Genomic DNA, 15968 nt, shown 5'->3' on the forward strand with positions numbered 1-15968 from the left:
CGCTTCTTGAACCCGCCCAGCCCCGCCCCCGACCTGCCGCTGTACGTCGACCTCGACGGCACGCTGACCCCCAGCGACACGCTGCACGAGTCGGTGGCCCTGCTGCTGCGGGAGCAGCCGTGGCGGCTGCCGCAGCTGCCGCTGTGGTTGCTCGGCGGCAAGGCGGCATTCAAGCGCCGCGTGGCCGACGCGGTGCAGCCCGATCCGGCGCGCCTGCCCTGGCGCGAGGACTTGCTGGCCGACCTGCGCGACCAGCGAGCGCACGGTCGCCGCGTGGTGCTGGCCAGCGCGTCCGACGCCCGCACGGTGCGTGCCATCGCCGACCACCTCGGCTGCTTCGACGACGCCCTGGGCACGGCCGACGACGCCAGCAACCTCAGCCGCGAGCGCAAGCGCGCCGCCATCGAGGCCCACGCCCGCGCCCACGGGCATGAGGCCTGGGCCTACGCCGGCAACAGCCGCGACGACCTGCCGGTGTGGGCGGGCGCGCGCGAGGCGATTGCGGTGAACGCGCCGCCGGCGGTGCTGGCCGCACTGCGCCGCACGCACCCGCAGGCCCGGGTATACGAGCGCCCGGCGCTGTCGCTGGGCACGCTGCTGCGCGCCATCCGCCTCAAGCAGTGGTCGAAAAACGCGCTGCTGTTCGTGCCGCTGCTGGCCGCGCACTCGCTTGACCCGGCCACCTGGGGCGCGGTCCTGCTGGCCTTCGTGGCCTTCGGCCTGTGCGCCTCGGCAACCTATCTCCTCAACGACCTGCTGGACCTGCCCAACGACCGCGTGCACCGCCTCAAGCGCCGGCGCCCGCTGGCCGCCGGCACGCTGTCGATCGCCCGCGCGGTCGCCCTGGGCGCGGTCATGACGGTGGCGGCGTTCGCGCTGGCGCTGGCGGTGTCCACCGGCTTCGCGCTGATGCTGGCGCTCTACACCGCGGTGACGCTGGCCTATTCGCTGGCGCTCAAACGCGTGCCACTGGTGGACGTGCTGGTCCTGTCGGCGCTGTACACCCTGCGCATCGGCGCCGGCGCGGTGGCCGCCGGTGTGGACCTGTCGAACTGGCTGCTGGCGATCTCGATCTTCCTGTTCCTGAGCCTGGCGCTGGTCAAGCGCTGCGCGGAGCTGGAAGAGGTCGTGCAGGACGACGAGGTATCGCTCGCACCGGGACGCGGCTATCAGGCGCGCGACCTGTCCTCGCTGCGGGCGATGGGCCTGTCGGCGGGTTTCCTGGCGGTGCTGGTGCTGGCGCTGTACGTGGACAGCCCGAACAGCCGCGCGCTGTACGCCCACCCCGACTGGCTGTGGGCGGCCGCGCCGGTGCTGCTGCTGTGGGTGATGCGCATCTGGCTCAAGACGGGGCGGCGCGAGTTGCACGGCGAAGACCCGCTGCAGTTTGCGCTGCGCGACCCGTTCAGCTGGATCACGGTGGTGGTGATGGGCCTGATCGGCCTGGCCGCCACCACCGGTTTCTGACCGAAGGCCTGTTGACGCCATGAAATCCACCGCAATCGCCCTGGCCGTGTTCTGTGTGCTGCTGTCCGCCGCGGCGCAGCTGGTGATGAAGCGCGGTCTGGCGCCGCCGCCGGGCGCCGACGTGGCCGCCACCTACGCGCAGGCGCTGACCAGCCCGCTGGTGTGGCTGGGTCTGGCGCTCTACGGCGCCAGCGCGGTGCTGTGGCTGTGGGTGCTGTCGCGGCTGGACGTGTCGCTGGCCTACCCGCTGGTCAGCCTGGGCTTCGTGGTCACGGTGGCGCTGGGTGTGCTCTGGCTTGGTGAGCCGCTGTCGTGGGCGCGGGTGGTCGGCTGCGCGCTGATCGTGGCCGGCGTGAGCCTGCTGGCGGTGAAAGGCTGAGCCCCGCATGCGCGCGCCCGAGCATTCCCTGGCCGCCGCGCGGCGGCTGTTCTGGCTCAGCCTGACGGGCACGCTGGCGCTCAAGCTGCTGCTGGCCGCGGTGTTTCCGATCACCGGCGATGAGGCCTTCTTCTATCAGTGGGGCGTGTTCCCGGCCTGGGGCTACTCCGACCACCCGCCGATGGTGGGCTGGCTGCTGGCGGCCCTGCGCACAGTGAGCGAGCACCCGCTGGTGCTGCGCAGCGCGACGGTGCTGGTCACGCCGCTGATCGCGCTGGGCATCGTGGACCTGCTGCGGCGCCACCTGCCCGAGGAGCGCGAGGCCAGCGCCTGGCTGGCCGGCGCGGTGTATCTGGTGATGCCCTGGAGCTGGATGTTCGTGCTGGTGACGACCGACACGCCGCTGGTGCTGTTCATGGCGCTCTCGGCCTGGGCGTGGCTGCGCGCCGACGCGAGCGAGCGCCCGGTGGGCTGGTACCTGCTGTGCGGCGGCTTGCTGGGGCTGGCCTTTTTGTCGAAGTACTTCGCCGCGCTGCTCGGCTTCGCCTACGCGGCCCACGCCTTCGGCTGGCGGCGCGCGCGCTGGTGGGCGCCCTTCGTGGTGTTCGTGGCGGCGCTGCCGGCGATCGCGCTGAACCTGGGCTTCAACGCCTGGCACGGCTGGAGCAACGTGATGTTCAACGTGTTCAACCGCAACGAGGGCGGCGCGTGGTCGTGGCGCACGCTGGCGGTGTACCTGGGCATGGCGGCCTACCTGCTCACGCCCTGGCTGCTGTGGCAGGGCGCGCTGGCACGGCCGGTGGCCGCCGTGTCGCCCCGGGTGCGGACCGCGCTGGCGGTGCTGTGGCTGTTCCCGCTGGCGCTGTTCCTGATCGTGTCGCTGCGGCGCACGGTGGGCCTGCACTGGGTGCTGGGCTTCGTGCCGCTGTTCGTGGCCTGGGCCGGACTGCGGCTGGACGTGCACAGCCTGCGGCGCAGCTGGCGCTTCACGCTGGCCCTGTCGGCACCGCACCTCGTGGCCGTGCTGGCGGTGGCGCTGGCGCCGCTGGCCTGGTGGAGCCACACGCGGCTGCACGACCGGGCGGTGTTCCTGCGCGAAACGCCGGCCGTGGTGGCCGCGCTGCGCGCCGACCTGCCCGCCGGGGCCACGCTGATGGCCCGCACCTACAACCCCGCGGCCATGCTCGCCTTCCACCACGGCCAGTACGTGCCGGTGTTCGGCGTGGGGCGCCACCACGCGCGCCAGGACGACCAGCTCATCGATTTCCGCCGCTACGACGGCCAGCCCATCCGCGTGTTCCTGTACGACGAGCCCGACCTGGCTGACTTCGCGCCGTACTTCGAGCGGGTGTCGGTGAAGCGCTTCGAGGTGGCGGGCGTGGCTTTCTGGGCGGTGGACGGCGCGGGCTTCCGCTTCCAGCCCTTCCGCGACACGGTGCTGGCCACGGTCGCGCGCGAGTTCCACGACATCCCGGCCTGGCTGCCGGTGTGGGGCAACCCGTTCTGCGAGCGCTACGGCTTCGCGGCCTGCTCGCCCGGTCGCTGAGGCGGCGCCTCCGGCACGAGCAGCGTGCCACCCACCAGCGCCCGGCCGGTGGCCACCAGCAAGCCGCCGATCACGACCGCGGCCAGCGCCAGCAACACCAGCCCGCCCACGCGCCAGCCGGTGGCCGCCGGCACGGCCTGCGCCAGCTGGAGCGTAAGCGCGGCGAAGGCGGCCAGTGGGAACGACAAGCCCCACCAGGGCCAGCCGAACGGCACCGTGCGCAGGCGCGGCACCAGCGTCAGCAACCACAACAACACGAAGCCGCCCACACCCCAGACCCCGACCGCCACCGCCGTCGGCGCGCCCAGCGCGAGCAAGCCCAGCCCCACCACCGCCGGCGGCGCCAGCAGGATGCACCAGGCCGGCGTCATCGGCAGCGGCAGCGGGCCATGCGCCAGGCGCCGCGCCAGCAGCAAGGCCAGCACCACCGGCCAGAAAAACGCACCGACGCCGAACTGCGCCGCCGACCACAGCGGGTGACCCAGCGGCACACCCGCCAGCGGCACCACCGCGTGGCCCACCATCGGGATGAACAGCACCGGCGTGATGCCCGGCCAGAGCGCGCCCGGCTCGGCCGGTGCGGCGCGCAGCCACCGCCCCAGCACCGCCACCGTGACCGCCAGCTGCCCGGCGCAGGCCACCATCCAGAGCGCCCGCCAGGCCGGGCCGGGGCCGTCGAGGGCCACGCCCAGCGTGGCCAGCAGCAGCAGCGCGACCGGCACCGCGGCCACGAACGCGTGGCGCACCGGGTGCGCCCAGTCGGCGGCCCAGGCATCCGCGTGGCGCCAGGCCCGCCAGCCGCCGGCGACGACCAGACCGACGGCCAGCACCGCCGCCCCCACCGCCACCCCCAACGCCGCGGCGCGCGCGGCCGGGCCCCACCACGGTTCGGCCCGCAGGGCGGCCAAGGCCAGCCCGGACAGGCCCATCACCACCGAGAAGGCCGCCGGTCCCAGGTGCCGCCCCGGCGAGGCCGGGCTCGCGCCGCCCGCGCTCACGCGCCGCCCGCCGCGCTGTCCACGGCAAACGGCACGCGCGGCGCCACCGCGCAGGTCAGTTCGTAGGCGATGGTGCCCGCGGCGTGCGCCACCTCGTCCACCGGCAGCACGGCGCCGCTCGACGCGCGGCCCCACAGGACCACCTCGCTGCCCAGACCGGCGCTGTCCAGCCCGGTCAGGTCCACGGTGATCATGTCCATGCTCACGCGCCCCACCACCCGCGTGCGGCGTCCATCCACGAGCACCGGTGTGCCCGTGGGGGCGTGGCGCGGGTAGCCGTCGGCATAGCCGCAGGCCACCACGCCGATGCGCATCGGCGCCGGCGCGGTGAAGGTCGAGCCGTAGCCCACGGTGTCGCCGGGCTGCAGCGACTGCACACCGATCACGCGGCTGGCCAGCGTCATCGCCGGCTGCAGGTCCCAGTGAGCGGCGGTGTGTTCGGGGTGGTCGGGCGCACCGCCATACAGCGCGATGCCCTGACGGACCCAGTCAGCCGCCAGGGTGCCGCCGGCGCTGCCGCGCAGCGGGCCCCGCGCGTGGCGCAGGATGGCCGCGCTGTTGCACACGCTGCGCTCGCCGGGCAGGTCGGCCGTGACCGCCTCAAACGTGGCCACCTGGTGGGCAATGCCCCGCGCGCCGTCGGCGTCGCTGAAGTGGGTCATCAGCGAGATCTCGTCGACCTGCGGCATCGCGTTGAGCCGCGCCCACGCGCTGCGGAAGGCGGCCGGCGTGAAGCCCAGGCGGTTCATGCCGGAGTTGAGCTTGAGAAACACGCGGTGGGGGGTGTGGGTCTTGTGGGCCGCCAGCCAGTCGATCTGCTCGGTGCTGTGCACCGTGTGCCACAGACCCAGGCGCGAGCACGGTTCCAGGTCGCGCGGCTCGAACACACCCTCCAGCAGCAGGATCGGCCCGCGCCAGTCCAGCGCGCGAAGCCGCTCGGCCTCCGCCAGGTCCAGCAGCGCGAAGCCGTCGGCACCGCGCAGCCCGTCGAAGGCTCGCTCGATGCCGTGGCCATACGCGTTGGCCTTCACGACCGCCCAGACCCGGGCATCGGGCGCTGCGGCGCGGGCGCGCTGGAGGTTGTGCCGCAGAGCGGCGGTGTGGACCGTGGCGAGGATCGGACGCGGCATGGGAACGGGGTAAGGGTATGCGTGACCGACCGCACCGCGGCGCCGGGAAGCCCCTGCGCGGCGGCCCGGCCGACCCGGGTGGACGGGGGGCGCGTGCTATAACCGGCCACCCGTTGGAGACACCCGTCACTGTCGCACAAAAGTTGCGCGCCGCGCCCGCCCGCGGCCCGTGTCGCGACCCGAACAGCCGCCGCCGAGCCCAAAAATCATCGCCATGAAGCGCGGCTTCTACACCATCATGACGGCGCAGTTCTTCAGCTCGCTGGCGGACAACGCGCTGTTCGTCGCGGCGATCGAACTGCTGCGCTCGCGCGGCGCGCCCGAATGGCAGAGCGCGGCGCTGGTGCCGATGTTTGCGTTCTTTTATGTGGTGCTCGCGCCGTTCGTGGGGGCCTTCGCCGACGCGCGCCCCAAGGGTCAGGTCATGTTTATCAGCAACGCCATCAAGGTGGCGGGCTGTCTGCTCATGCTGTTCGGCGTGCACCCGCTGCTGGCCTATACCCTGGTGGGGTTGGGTGCCGCGGCTTACTCGCCGGCCAAGTACGGCATCCTCACCGAGCTGCTGCCGCCCTCCCAGCTGGTCAAGGCCAACGGCTGGATCGAGGGCCTGACGATCGCCTCGATCATCCTGGGCGTATTGCTGGGTGGCCAGCTGGTCGGGCCGTGGGTGTCGGGCCACCTCATGGCGATCGACCTGCCGGGCATTGATTCGGGGCTGGACCGGCCGGCCGAGGTCGCGATCGCGCTGCTGGTGGGCGTGTACGCGCTGGCCGCGGCCTTCAACCTGCGCATCCCGCTGACCGGCGTGACGCCGCGGCCGATCCCGTCCAACCCGCTGGCCCTGCTGCCCGACTTCTGGCGCTGCAACAGCCGCCTGTGGCGCGACAAGCTCGGCCAGATCTCGCTGGCCACGACCACGCTGTTCTGGGGCGTGAGCGGCAACCTGCGCTACATCGTGCTGGCCTGGGCCGCCGCCGCGCTGGGCTACTCCACCACCCAGGCGTCGTCGCTGGTGGGCGTGGTGGCGCTGGGCACGGCGGTCGGCGCCGTGGTCGCCTCGGTGCGGATGCGGCTCGACCAGGCCACGCGCGTCATCCCGCTGGGCATCGGCATGGGCCTGCTGGTGATGCTGATGAACGTGATCGACAACGTGTGGCTCGCCGCGCCGTTCCTGGTGTTGCTCGGGGGCCTGGGCGGCTTCCTGGTGGTGCCGATGAACGCCCTGCTGCAGCACCGCGGCCACAACCTCATGGGCGCGGGCCGCTCGATCGCGGTGCAGAACTTCAACGAACAGGCCTGCATCCTGGGCCTGGGCGGCCTGTACGCGCTGTCCACCGCCATCGGCTGGTCGGCGTTTGCCGCCATCACCGCCTTCGGCCTGCTGGTGGCCGCCACGATGTTCCTGATCGGCCTGTGGCAGCGCCACAACGAGCGCCACCACACGGTGGAGCTGGAGCGGCTGCTGGAGATCGCCCGCCGCGACGACCTGCACGGCTGAGCGCCGCCGCCGCGCGGCTCAGAAACCGCCGACGTTGGTCGGCGCGAAGCCGTTGAGGCTGACCAGCCGGTGCTGGCCCAGCACCTTGTACAGGTCCGATTCGCTGACCGAGCGCGAGAGCGTGGCGTCGCTGCCGGCCAGGCTTGCCTTCATGCGCTCCATGCTGCCGATCGAGGGCGCAAACATGATCACCACCGGCGCGCCCTTGGGCCCTTTGGTCTGTTTGGCCTCGCGGCAGATCTGCAGACCATCGGGCTGGCCGGTGACGCGGTCGATCACGACCAGCCGGTAGGGATGGGCGCGCATCATGGCCAGCGCCTGCTGCGGCTCGCGCGACCAGTCCACCTCCAGGCCGTACTTGCGGAAGCGTTTGAGCAGGATGCGGCCTTCCACCAGGTTCTGCGCCACCAGCAGGGCCTCGCCCCGCGGCGTGGGCGGCAGGTCGTCGTCCGCGGCCCCTCCGGCGGCGGGCACCAGATCCAGCCCGGCGAAGTCGGTGTCGGCCCGGCGGCGCGGCGCGGGTTCGGCCGCCGGCTTCGGCCGGGCTACCGGCACCGCGGCGGCGAGCACCTCGCCGCGGACCATGGGCCGCGTGGGCGGGAACTCGGTGTCGGGGTTGCGCCGCCGACCGCTGGCCAGCCGCATGCTGGCGTCCAGCGCGTGCAGCTGCGAGGCGGCAAAGCCGGCGGTGGGCGCGCGCGCCGGCGCGGCCGACGGCCGGGCCCGCATCAGCGCGTCGAGCGCGCCCAACACGCCCACCAGCTTCACCGGCCGGCGCACCAGCAGCCAGCCGGTGCCCGCGTCGTGGCTGCCAATCAGCAGCACCGGGGCCGACAGGTCCGCGAACCGCACCAGATCGATCGCCTGCGGGTTGTCGCCGTTGACCACCAGCACGTCGGCCGTGAGGACCTCGTCCTGCGTGAGGTAGGCCGGCGGACGCCGCGCGGCCAGCCGGAAGAACGACTCGAATGTGGCCGCTTCGGTGTGTGAGAACCCCACCAGACTGACGTTGTATGACGCGCGCACGCCGTGCCTCCCCGGCCGCGCCGGTATCGGTTTTGTGGTTTCGGTTTGTTACCGCGGGGAGTATGCCCGCTTGTCCCCGTGCCCGGCAGGGGTGGTACCCCGGGGTACCATGGGTCCACTTTCGGAGACCCGCATGCCCCAGACCGTTCACGACTTTGAAGCCCTCGGTATCGACGGTCAGCCCGTGCCGCTTGAGCGCTTTCGCGGCCAGGTGATGCTGATCGTCAACACCGCCAGCGCCTGCGGCTTCACCCCGCAGTTCGCCGGCCTGCAAAAGCTCCACGACACCTACGGCCCGCGCGGCCTGGCGGTGCTGGGCTTTCCCTGCAACCAGTTCGGCGCGCAGGACCCGGGCAGCAACGAGGAAATCGCCACCTTCTGCCAGCGCAACTTCGGGGTGGATTTCCCGATGATGGCCAAGGTCGACGTCAACGGCGGCGACGCCCACCCGCTCTACCGCTGGCTCACCGCCGAGGCCCCGGGCCTGCTGGGCAGCAAGGCCATCAAGTGGAACTTCACCAAGTTCCTGATCGGGCGCGACGGCCGGGTGATCCGCCGCTACGCGCCACAGGATGCGCCCGAAAAGCTGGCGAAGGACATCGAAGCGGCGCTGGGGTGAACAGGCCCTGAATCCCCCCGCTGCGCCGCCCGCGGAACGGGGGCAGGTCAAGCGGGGACGAAACGCAGCAGCAGGGCCGCCACGAGGGGCAGCGCGACGGCGCTGAACAGGGCGCTCAGGCCCATGGCCAGGCCGGCGAAGGCGCCGGTTTCTTCGCTGACCTGAAACGCGCGGGCCGTGCCGATGCCGTGGGCGGCGGTGCCCAGGGCAAAGCCGCGCGCCACCGGGTCGTGCACGCGCAGGGCGTCAAACAGGAAGCGCGCGCTGGCCGCGCCGAGCACGCCGGTGCTGACCACCAGCACGGCGGTGAGCGAGGGCAGGCCACCGATCTGCTCGGCAATGCCCATGGCCACGGGCGACGTCACGGATTTGGGCGCCAGCGAGGCGAGCGTGGCGCGCGAGGCGCCCAGCGCCCAGGCCACGCCGATGGCGCTGGCCGTGGCGGCCAGGGTGCCGACCACCAGCGACACCAGCAGCGGTACCGCGAGGCGGCGCAGCCGCGGCAGTTGCTCCACCAGCGGCACCGCCAGCGCCACCGTGGCGGGGCCGAGCAGGAAGTGGACGAACTGGGCGCCCTCGAAGTAGGTGGCGTAGGGCGTGGCCGTGGCCCACAGCAGCGTGGCCAGCACGGCCACGGCGATCGCCACCGGGTTGGCCAGCGGGTGAAAGCCGGTGCGGCGGTAGACGAGGAACGCGCTGTGGTAGACGAGCAGCGTGAGGGTGAGGCCCAGCAGGGGCGTGGCCGAGAGGTAGACCCAGATGTCGGCCAGGCGCTGCGGGGCGTCGGGGCTGACGGGTGGGGCGGCGCTGGTCATGGCGGGGGCATCGTGGGCGGGGTCAGCTGGCGCGGTGGCGCTTCATCAGCCACACCAGCGTGAGCGCGGTGGTGGCCAGGCCGACAAGGGTGCTGACGACCAGCGCCACGCCGATGGCCAGCGCCTCGTCGCCCAGTCGCTGCAGGTGCTGCATCACGCCCACGCCGGCCGGCACGAAGAGCAGCGAGAGGTGCTGCAGCAGGTTCTGGGCGGTGGGGCGCAGGGCCTCGATCCAGGCCGGGCGCAGCACCAGCCCGAGCAGCAGCAGGGCGAGCCCCGCCACCGGGCCGGGCACGGGCCAGCCGGCCAGCCGCACGAGCGTTTCGCCCAGCAACTGGAACACGAGCAGGGTGGCCAGCGCGGGGATCATGCGGCGGGCCGGTGTGGGGCCGCTCAGTCGGCCAGGGCCTCGTCGAGCAGTTCGACCCAGTGGCGCACCGGGGTGTCGGTGCCGCTTTGCAGGTGGGTGATGCAGCCGATGTTGGCGCTGGCGATGACGGCCGGACGCAGCTCGCCCAAGTGACCGAGCTTGCGGTCGCGCAGCTGGGTGGCGAGCTCGGGGTTGAGCACGGAGTAGGTGCCGGCCGAGCCGCAGCACAGGTGCGACTCGTTGCGCGCCACGGCCACGCTGAAGCCCAGCGCGCCAAGGTGCTGTTCGACGCCGCCGCGCAGCTTCTGGCCGTGCTGCAGCGTGCAAGGGGGATGAAAGCCGACGAGCTGGGCGGCGTCGGGCGGGCGGCGCAGGCGCGCCTTGAGCGCGGGCACGAGGTCGGGCAGCAGCTCGCTGAGGTCGCGGGTGAGGGCGCTGACGCGGGCGGCTTTGTCGGCGTAGGCCGGGTCGTCGCGCAGCAGGTGGCCGTACTCCTTGACGGTGGCGCCGCAGCCGGAGGCGTTCATGACGATGGCTTCCACGCCCTGCTCGATGTGCGGCCACCACGCGTCGATGGCGGCGCGCATCTGGTCGCGCCCGCCGACCTGGTCGTTGAGGTGGAACTTCACCGCGCCGCAGCAGCCCGCCGAGGGCGGCACCACGGTCTGGATGCCGGCGGCGTCGAGCACGCGGGCGGTCGCCGCGTTGATGTTGGGCGCCATGCTGGGCTGCACGCAGCCGGCCAGCATCAGCACGCGGCGGGCGTGGGTGCGGGTGGGCCAGGCGCCGGCCGGGCGCGGCGCCGGCACCTTGGCCTTCAGCGCGGCGGGCAGGGCGCCGCGCACCGCCTGGCCCAGCTTCATGGCCGAGCCGAACAGCGGCGAGGGCAGGCCTTCCTTGAGCAGCCAGCGCAGCGCCTTCTCGCCGGCCGGTCGCTCGACCTTCTCGTCCACGATGGCGCGGCCGATGTCCACCAGGTGGCCATAGTCCACGCCGCTGGGACAAGTGGTCTCGCAGTTGCGGCAGGTCAGGCAGCGGTCGAGGTGCTGCTGGGTCTTGCGGGTCGGCTCGGCCCCTTCGAGCACCTGCTTGATGAGGTAGATGCGTCCGCGCGGGCCGTCGAGTTCGTCGCCGAGCAGCTGGTAGGTCGGGCAGGTGGCGGTGCAGAAGCCGCAATGCACGCACTTGCGCAGGATGGCTTCGGCCGCGCGGCCGTCGGCGCGGGCAGCGAATTCGGGAGACAGGTGGGTTTGCATGGTCGGGCGGGATGGCGTCAGCGCGCGGCGCCGCCGGCGAACAGGCCGTCGGGGTCGAAGGCGGCGCACAGGCGCCGGGTGATGGCGGCCAGCGCGGGCGCCACGGGTTCGGTGCGCACCACGCCGGCGGCGCCACTGGCCGGGGCGCGGAACAGCTGGGCGTGACCGCCCGCGGCGCGCGCGGCGGCCCGGATCGCGTCCCCGGCGGGGTTGGGCGCCCACAGCCAGCGCTGCGCGCCCTGCCACTCCACCAGCACCGGGCCGGGCAGGTCGAGCACCGGCGCGGTCTGCGGCACGGACACGCGCCACAGGCCGTGGTCGGGCGAGGGGGCGGTGAAGAACGGCAGCGCCTGCTCGCGGCAGGCGGCCCAGTCGGCGCGGGCGGTGGCGTCGTCCACGCGCTCGCCGCCGGCCTCGCGGCTCAGGCGGGCCACGGCCGCGTCCACCGCGGCCACCGCGCCGCGCAGGCGCACGAACAGCCGCTCGGGAGCGCCCGGTGCGGTGTCATCCCGCACCCAGCAGGACGCGTTCAGCGGCAGCGGCTGACCGCCCCAGCGGTGCAGCTGCTCCAGCGCGTCGTGCTGGGCCAGCCGGAACCCCAGCGTGGCCTCGGCCGGCGCCACCGGCAGCACCTTCAGGCTCACCTCGGCAATCAGACCCAGCTGACCCCAGGTGCCGGCCAGCGCGCGGCTCACGTCGTAGCCCGCCACGTTTTTCATCACCTGTCCGCCGAAGGTGAGCAACTCGCCGCGGCCGTTGATCAGGCGCACCCCCAGCACGTAGTCGCGCACCCCGCCCGCCGCGGCGCGCGCCGGACCGGCCAGCCCGGCCGCCACCATGCCGCCGACCGTGGCGCCCGCGCCGAAATGCGGCGGCTCAAAGGGCAGGCACTGCCCGTGCTCGGCCAGCGCCGCCTCCAGCTCGGCCAGTGGCGTGCCGGCGCGGGCGGTGATGACCAGTTCGGTCGGCTCGTGGCTCACGATGCCGGCGTAGCCGCGGGTGGACAGCGGCGTGCCCACCGGCGCGGCCGGTGCGCAAAAAGCCTTGGTGCCGCCGCCGGCGATGGCCAGCGGCGTGCGGTCGGCGGCGGCCGCGCGCACGCGGTCGACCAGCTCGCCGGGGTGGTCCGGGGGGGTATGCGACATGCCCGCGATGGTAGCGGCGCCCCCCGGCCCGCCGGCTTGAATTTCTTTCACGGCGGGCTTGAGGCGCCCCGCCCCGTGGGGGCGCCCCTCAGCGCGCGTAGCCCAGACAGGCGCCGGCGTTGGGGCGCCCGCGGCATTCGCGGCGCAGGCGGCGGTCGCGCTCGGCCTCGGTCTCGGCGGACCCGCCGGGCATGACCTTGACCCGGGCGACCCGTGGCGGTTGGGCGGGGGTGGCCTCAGCGCCGGCGGAGGCGCTGGCAGCCCAGGCGGACGTGGCCGCGGTGGTGAAGGCAAGGAGGATGGCCGCGACGGCGGCGCAGCAAGGGTGGCAAGGCATGGCGGGGCTCCCGGGCCCCGGCGTGGGGCGGCCCACAGCCTAGGCGCTGGCTCCACCGCATACCCCGGCGCCCCAAACAACAACACCCGCGGGCCGGGGCCACGCGGGTGTTGTTGACCGGGAACCGGTGGGTGCGGCGCGCGGGGCGCCGCACCGGGTCCGGGATCAGCGGTTGTAGGCGGTTTCGCCGTGCGAGCTGATGTCCAGGCCTTCGCGCTCGGCTTCTTCCGTGACACGCAGACCGACGATCATGTCCACGATCTTGTAGCAGATGAAAGCCACGACCGCCGACCACACCATCGTGATCACCACGCCCTCGGCCTGCACGATCAGCTGGCCGCCGATGGAGTAACCGTCGCCCTTGACGCCGCCCAGCGAGGCGGCGGAGAACACGCCGGTCAGCAGGGCACCGACGATGCCGCCGACGCCGTGCACACCGAACACGTCGAGCGAGTCGTCCGCGCCCAGCATCTTCTTCAGGCCGGTCACGCCCCACAGGCACAGGAAGCCGGAGATCAGACCGATGATGATCGCGCCCATCGGGCCGACGGTGCCGCAGGCCGGGGTGATCGCCACCAGGCCGGCCACGGCGCCGGAGGCCGCACCCAGCATGGACGCCTTGCCTTTGCTCAGGGCTTCACCGATGCACCAGGCCAGCACGGCGGCGGCGGTGGCCACCAGCGTGTTGATGAAGGCGAGCGTGGTGCCGCCGTTGGCTTCCAGGTTGGAGCCGGCGTTGAAGCCGAACCAGCCCACCCACAGCAGCGAGGCGCCAACCATGGTCAGGGTCAGGCTGTGCGGGGCCATGGCTTCCTTGCCGTAGCCGATGCGCTTGCCGATCAGGTACGCGCCCACCAGGCCGGCCATGGCCGCGTTGATGTGCACCACGGTGCCGCCGGCGAAGTCCAGCGCGCCTTTGCCGAACAGGTAACCACCGGCGCCCCACACCATGTGGGCGATCGGCAGGTAGCTGAAGGTGAACCACAGGGCGCAGAACAGCAGCACGGCGCTGAACTTGATGCGCTCGGCGAAGGAGCCGACGATCAGGGCGCAGGTGATGCCCGCAAAGGTGGCCTGGAAGGCAATGAAGATGTACTCGGGGATCATCACACCGGGCGTGAAGGTCGCGGCCAGCGACTCGGGCGTGACGCCGAGCAGGAAGGCTTTGGACAGGTTGCCGATGATCAGGCCCTCGCCGCCGAAGGCCAGCGAGTAGCCGTAGATGGCCCACAGCACCGAGATCAGCGAGAACACCACCATCACCTGCATCAGCACGGACAGCATGTTCTTGCTGCGCACCAGGCCGCCGTAGAACAGGGCCAGGCCGGGCACGACCATCATGATGACCAGCACGGTGGAGATCATCATCCAGGTGACGTCGCCCTTGTCGACGGTTTCTTTGGGGGCTGCGGGTGCGGCTTCGGCAGGTGCCTCGGCGGCCGCGGCAGGGGCGGCAGCGGCCGGCGCTTCAGCGGCGGGGGCCGCAGCGGGGGCGGCGGGAGCGGCCGCCGCCGGGGCGTCAGCCGCCGGTGCGGGCGTCTGCGCCACGGCGCTCAGGCCGGCGAATGCCAGGCCCGCGCCCAGCAACAGCGATGCGATGAGTTTTTTCATGACCGTGATCTTTCGGTGATGGGGGCGGGGATCAGAGCGCTTCCTTGCCGGTCTCGCCGGTGCGGATGCGAACCACCTGTTCGAGGGAGGTGACGAAAATCTTGCCGTCGCCGATCTTTCCGGTGCGTGCAGCACCTTCGATGGCTTCGATGACGCGATCGACCAGCTCGTCGGCCACGGCCGCTTCGATCTTCACCTTGGGCAGGAAGTCGACCACGTACTCCGCGCCGCGGTACAGCTCGGTGTGGCCTTTCTGGCGACCGAAGCCCTTGACTTCGGTGACGGTGATGCCTTGCACGCCCATGCCGGAGAGCGCTTCGCGCACCTCGTCCAGCTTGAACGGCTTGATGATGGCGGAAACCATTTTCATGCTGTGAGTCCTCTGTGAGTCTGGAGGGGGCCGACCGCGGGGCCGACGCCGGAGGTTGTCGACTGGCCCGCGGGGGCACCACGGACGTGAATCAATCGCTTACAGCCCCAAGCAGGGACCGTGCCAGCGCCAGTACCCCGTGGCGTAAGGCGGACGGCCAACGCCTACGATGCCCCGCGCCCACCGCCTAGGCGGCACCGGCGCACCAACACCGTGCATTCGCGCCGGCCGAGACGCCCCGCTTTGGGGCCGCGGACGGCGCACCACCTCGGGGAATCGCTGTCATGGGACTGTCTTTGGTGCACAGCCGCGCCCTGCTGGGCCTCGACGCGCGGCCGGTGGTCGTGGAAACCCACCTCGCCAACGGCCTGCCGAGCTTCACGCTCGTCGGCCTCGCCGACACCGAGGTGAAAGAGGCGCGCGAGCGGGTGCGCTCGGCGATCGCCACCGCCGGGCTGGATTTCCCGGCCAACCAGCGCATCACCGTCAACCTGGCGCCGGCGGATCTGCCCAAGGACTCGGGCCGTTTCGACCTGCCGATCGCGCTGGGCATCCTGGCCGCCGCCGGGCATCTCGACGCCAACTGCCTCGCCGGCTGGGAGTTCGCCGGCGAACTGTCGCTCGGCGGCGCGCTGCGGCCGGTGCGGGGCGCGCTGGCCATGGGGCTGGCGCAGCGCCACGGCGGCGCCCGCCTGGTGCTGCCGCCCGGCAGCGCCGAGGAGGCCGCGCTCGTGCCGGACGTGGCGGTGTACCGCGCGCGCCACCTGCTCGACGTGGTGGCGCGCTTCCGGCCCGGGGCCGACGCCGGGCCCCCGCCTGAGGACGAGGGCTGGGCGCGCCTGAACACCGCCCCGGCCCCCCCCGGCGGGGACGACGGCCTGGACCTCGCCGACGTGAAAGGCCAGGCCACGGCCCGGCGGGCGCTGGAAATCGCCGCCGCCGGCGGCCACAGCCTGCTGCTGGTCGGTCCGCCCGGCACGGGCAAGTCCCTGCTGGCCCGCCGCCTGGCCGGTCTGCTGCCGCCAATGAGCACCGACGAGGCGCTGGAAGCCGCCGCCATCGCGTCGCTGGCCGGGCGCTTCGACCCGCGGCACTGGGCCCGGCGCCCCACCGCTGCCCCGCACCACAGCGCCAGCGCCGTCTCGCTGGTGGGCGGCGGCTCGCCGCCGCGGCCGGGTGGGCAGCGTCAAATTTCCGCGTGGCGTACTCCAAGGGAACACACCAACTTAGAGCTGCCCGCTTCATAGATGAATTCATCGAGACGTCAAAGTTATAAGCGCCTGACTCGCTCACAACCTTGGCTCCCTACACGGTGGCTTCACGTCTTCGCATGCAGGTGGTGGCCTTGCGAGCCTCCAATGCCCATGCCACGGCCATGCAGAACCTGGGTCGCCAGCTGGC

At 72.7% G+C, this 15968-nt stretch carries 15 protein-coding genes and 1 pseudogene; 6 read left to right on the plus strand and 10 right to left on the minus strand.

The features are described 5' to 3' along the window. The first annotated feature begins 6 nt into the window (after nucleotides 1–6). From AC2D80_RS12760 to AC2D80_RS12770, 3 genes are read left to right on the plus strand one after another with little or no spacing between them, the layout of a single operon-like run. A complete protein-coding gene (locus tag AC2D80_RS12760; protein WP_484633406.1) occupies nucleotides 7–1467 on the plus strand; it encodes a UbiA family prenyltransferase in 1461 nt (486 codons plus the stop codon). A 19-nt stretch (nucleotides 1468–1486) separates the two neighbouring features. Beyond that, nucleotides 1487–1846 carry a DMT family transporter gene (locus AC2D80_RS12765; protein ID WP_484633407.1) on the plus strand — a complete coding sequence of 120 codons (360 nt, stop codon included), beginning with the start codon at nucleotides 1487–1489 and terminating at the stop codon, nucleotides 1844–1846. 7 nt (nucleotides 1847–1853) lie between these two features. Continuing rightward, on the plus strand, nucleotides 1854–3392 hold the full coding sequence (locus AC2D80_RS12770; RefSeq protein WP_484633408.1) for a glycosyltransferase family 39 protein: 1539 nt from the start codon (nucleotides 1854–1856) through the stop codon (nucleotides 3390–3392). Here AC2D80_RS12770 and AC2D80_RS12775 read toward each other — a convergent pair. After that, a complete protein-coding gene (locus AC2D80_RS12775) occupies nucleotides 3359–4390 on the minus strand; it encodes an SLAC1 family transporter (RefSeq protein ID WP_484633409.1) in 1032 nt (343 codons plus the stop codon). The genes AC2D80_RS12770 and AC2D80_RS12775 overlap by 34 nt on opposite strands. Next, on the minus strand, nucleotides 4387–5520 hold the full coding sequence (gene alr, locus AC2D80_RS12780; protein ID WP_484633410.1) for an alanine racemase: 1134 nt from the start codon (nucleotides 5518–5520) through the stop codon (nucleotides 4387–4389). The genes AC2D80_RS12775 and alr overlap by 4 nt, the downstream gene beginning before the upstream one ends. Nucleotides 5521–5734: 214 nt before the next feature. On the opposite strand from alr, the gene lplT reads away from it, so the two are divergent. Next, nucleotides 5735–7018 (plus strand): lysophospholipid transporter LplT, encoded by a 1284-nt coding sequence (gene lplT / locus AC2D80_RS12785; RefSeq protein ID WP_484633584.1) that lies wholly within the window; start codon nucleotides 5735–5737, stop codon nucleotides 7016–7018. Between the two features lie 18 nt (nucleotides 7019–7036). Here the strand turns inward: lplT and AC2D80_RS12790 are convergent, their stop codons facing one another. Further along, complete coding sequence (locus AC2D80_RS12790) at nucleotides 7037–8044, minus strand: hypothetical protein (RefSeq protein WP_484633411.1); 1008 nt, start codon at nucleotides 8042–8044, stop codon at nucleotides 7037–7039. Between the two features lie 133 nt (nucleotides 8045–8177). Between AC2D80_RS12790 and AC2D80_RS12795 the strand changes: the two genes are divergently transcribed. Then, nucleotides 8178–8663: a glutathione peroxidase gene (locus tag AC2D80_RS12795; protein ID WP_484633412.1), complete on the plus strand. Its 486-nt coding sequence runs from the start codon at nucleotides 8178–8180 to the stop codon at nucleotides 8661–8663. Nucleotides 8664–8710: 47 nt separating this feature from the next. Here the strand turns inward: AC2D80_RS12795 and AC2D80_RS12800 are convergent, their stop codons facing one another. From AC2D80_RS12800 to glnK, 7 genes are all read right to left on the minus strand, one after another. Continuing rightward, entirely contained in the window at nucleotides 8711–9478 is a 768-nt protein-coding gene (locus AC2D80_RS12800) for an LrgB family protein (protein ID WP_484633413.1), read from the minus strand. A 22-nt stretch (nucleotides 9479–9500) separates the two neighbouring features. Further along, nucleotides 9501–9848, minus strand: coding sequence for a CidA/LrgA family protein (locus AC2D80_RS12805; protein ID WP_484633414.1), 348 nt, complete (start codon nucleotides 9846–9848; stop codon nucleotides 9501–9503). Nucleotides 9849–9871: 23 nt separating this feature from the next. After that, nucleotides 9872–11104, minus strand: coding sequence for a glycolate oxidase subunit GlcF (glcF, locus tag AC2D80_RS12810; protein WP_484633415.1), 1233 nt, complete (start codon nucleotides 11102–11104; stop codon nucleotides 9872–9874). Nucleotides 11105–11121: 17 nt separating this feature from the next. Continuing rightward, nucleotides 11122–12249 (minus strand): glycolate oxidase subunit GlcE, encoded by a 1128-nt coding sequence (gene glcE, locus AC2D80_RS12815; RefSeq protein WP_484633416.1) that lies wholly within the window; start codon nucleotides 12247–12249, stop codon nucleotides 11122–11124. Between the two features lie 88 nt (nucleotides 12250–12337). Then, a complete protein-coding gene (locus tag AC2D80_RS12820) occupies nucleotides 12338–12586 on the minus strand; it encodes a hypothetical protein (RefSeq protein WP_484633417.1) in 249 nt (82 codons plus the stop codon). A 165-nt stretch (nucleotides 12587–12751) separates the two neighbouring features. Continuing rightward, complete coding sequence (locus tag AC2D80_RS12825; RefSeq protein WP_484633418.1) at nucleotides 12752–14197, minus strand: ammonium transporter; 1446 nt, start codon at nucleotides 14195–14197, stop codon at nucleotides 12752–12754. A 31-nt stretch (nucleotides 14198–14228) separates the two neighbouring features. Beyond that, nucleotides 14229–14567: a P-II family nitrogen regulator gene (glnK, locus tag AC2D80_RS12830; protein ID WP_484633419.1), complete on the minus strand. Its 339-nt coding sequence runs from the start codon at nucleotides 14565–14567 to the stop codon at nucleotides 14229–14231. Between the two features lie 284 nt (nucleotides 14568–14851). Here glnK and AC2D80_RS12835 point away from each other — a divergent pair. After that, a pseudogene (locus tag AC2D80_RS12835) lies at nucleotides 14852–15745 on the plus strand (YifB family Mg chelatase-like AAA ATPase); the annotation flags it as partial. Nucleotides 15746–15968 lie beyond the last annotated feature (223 nt).

The organism is Hydrogenophaga sp. T66 (assembly GCF_057219855.1).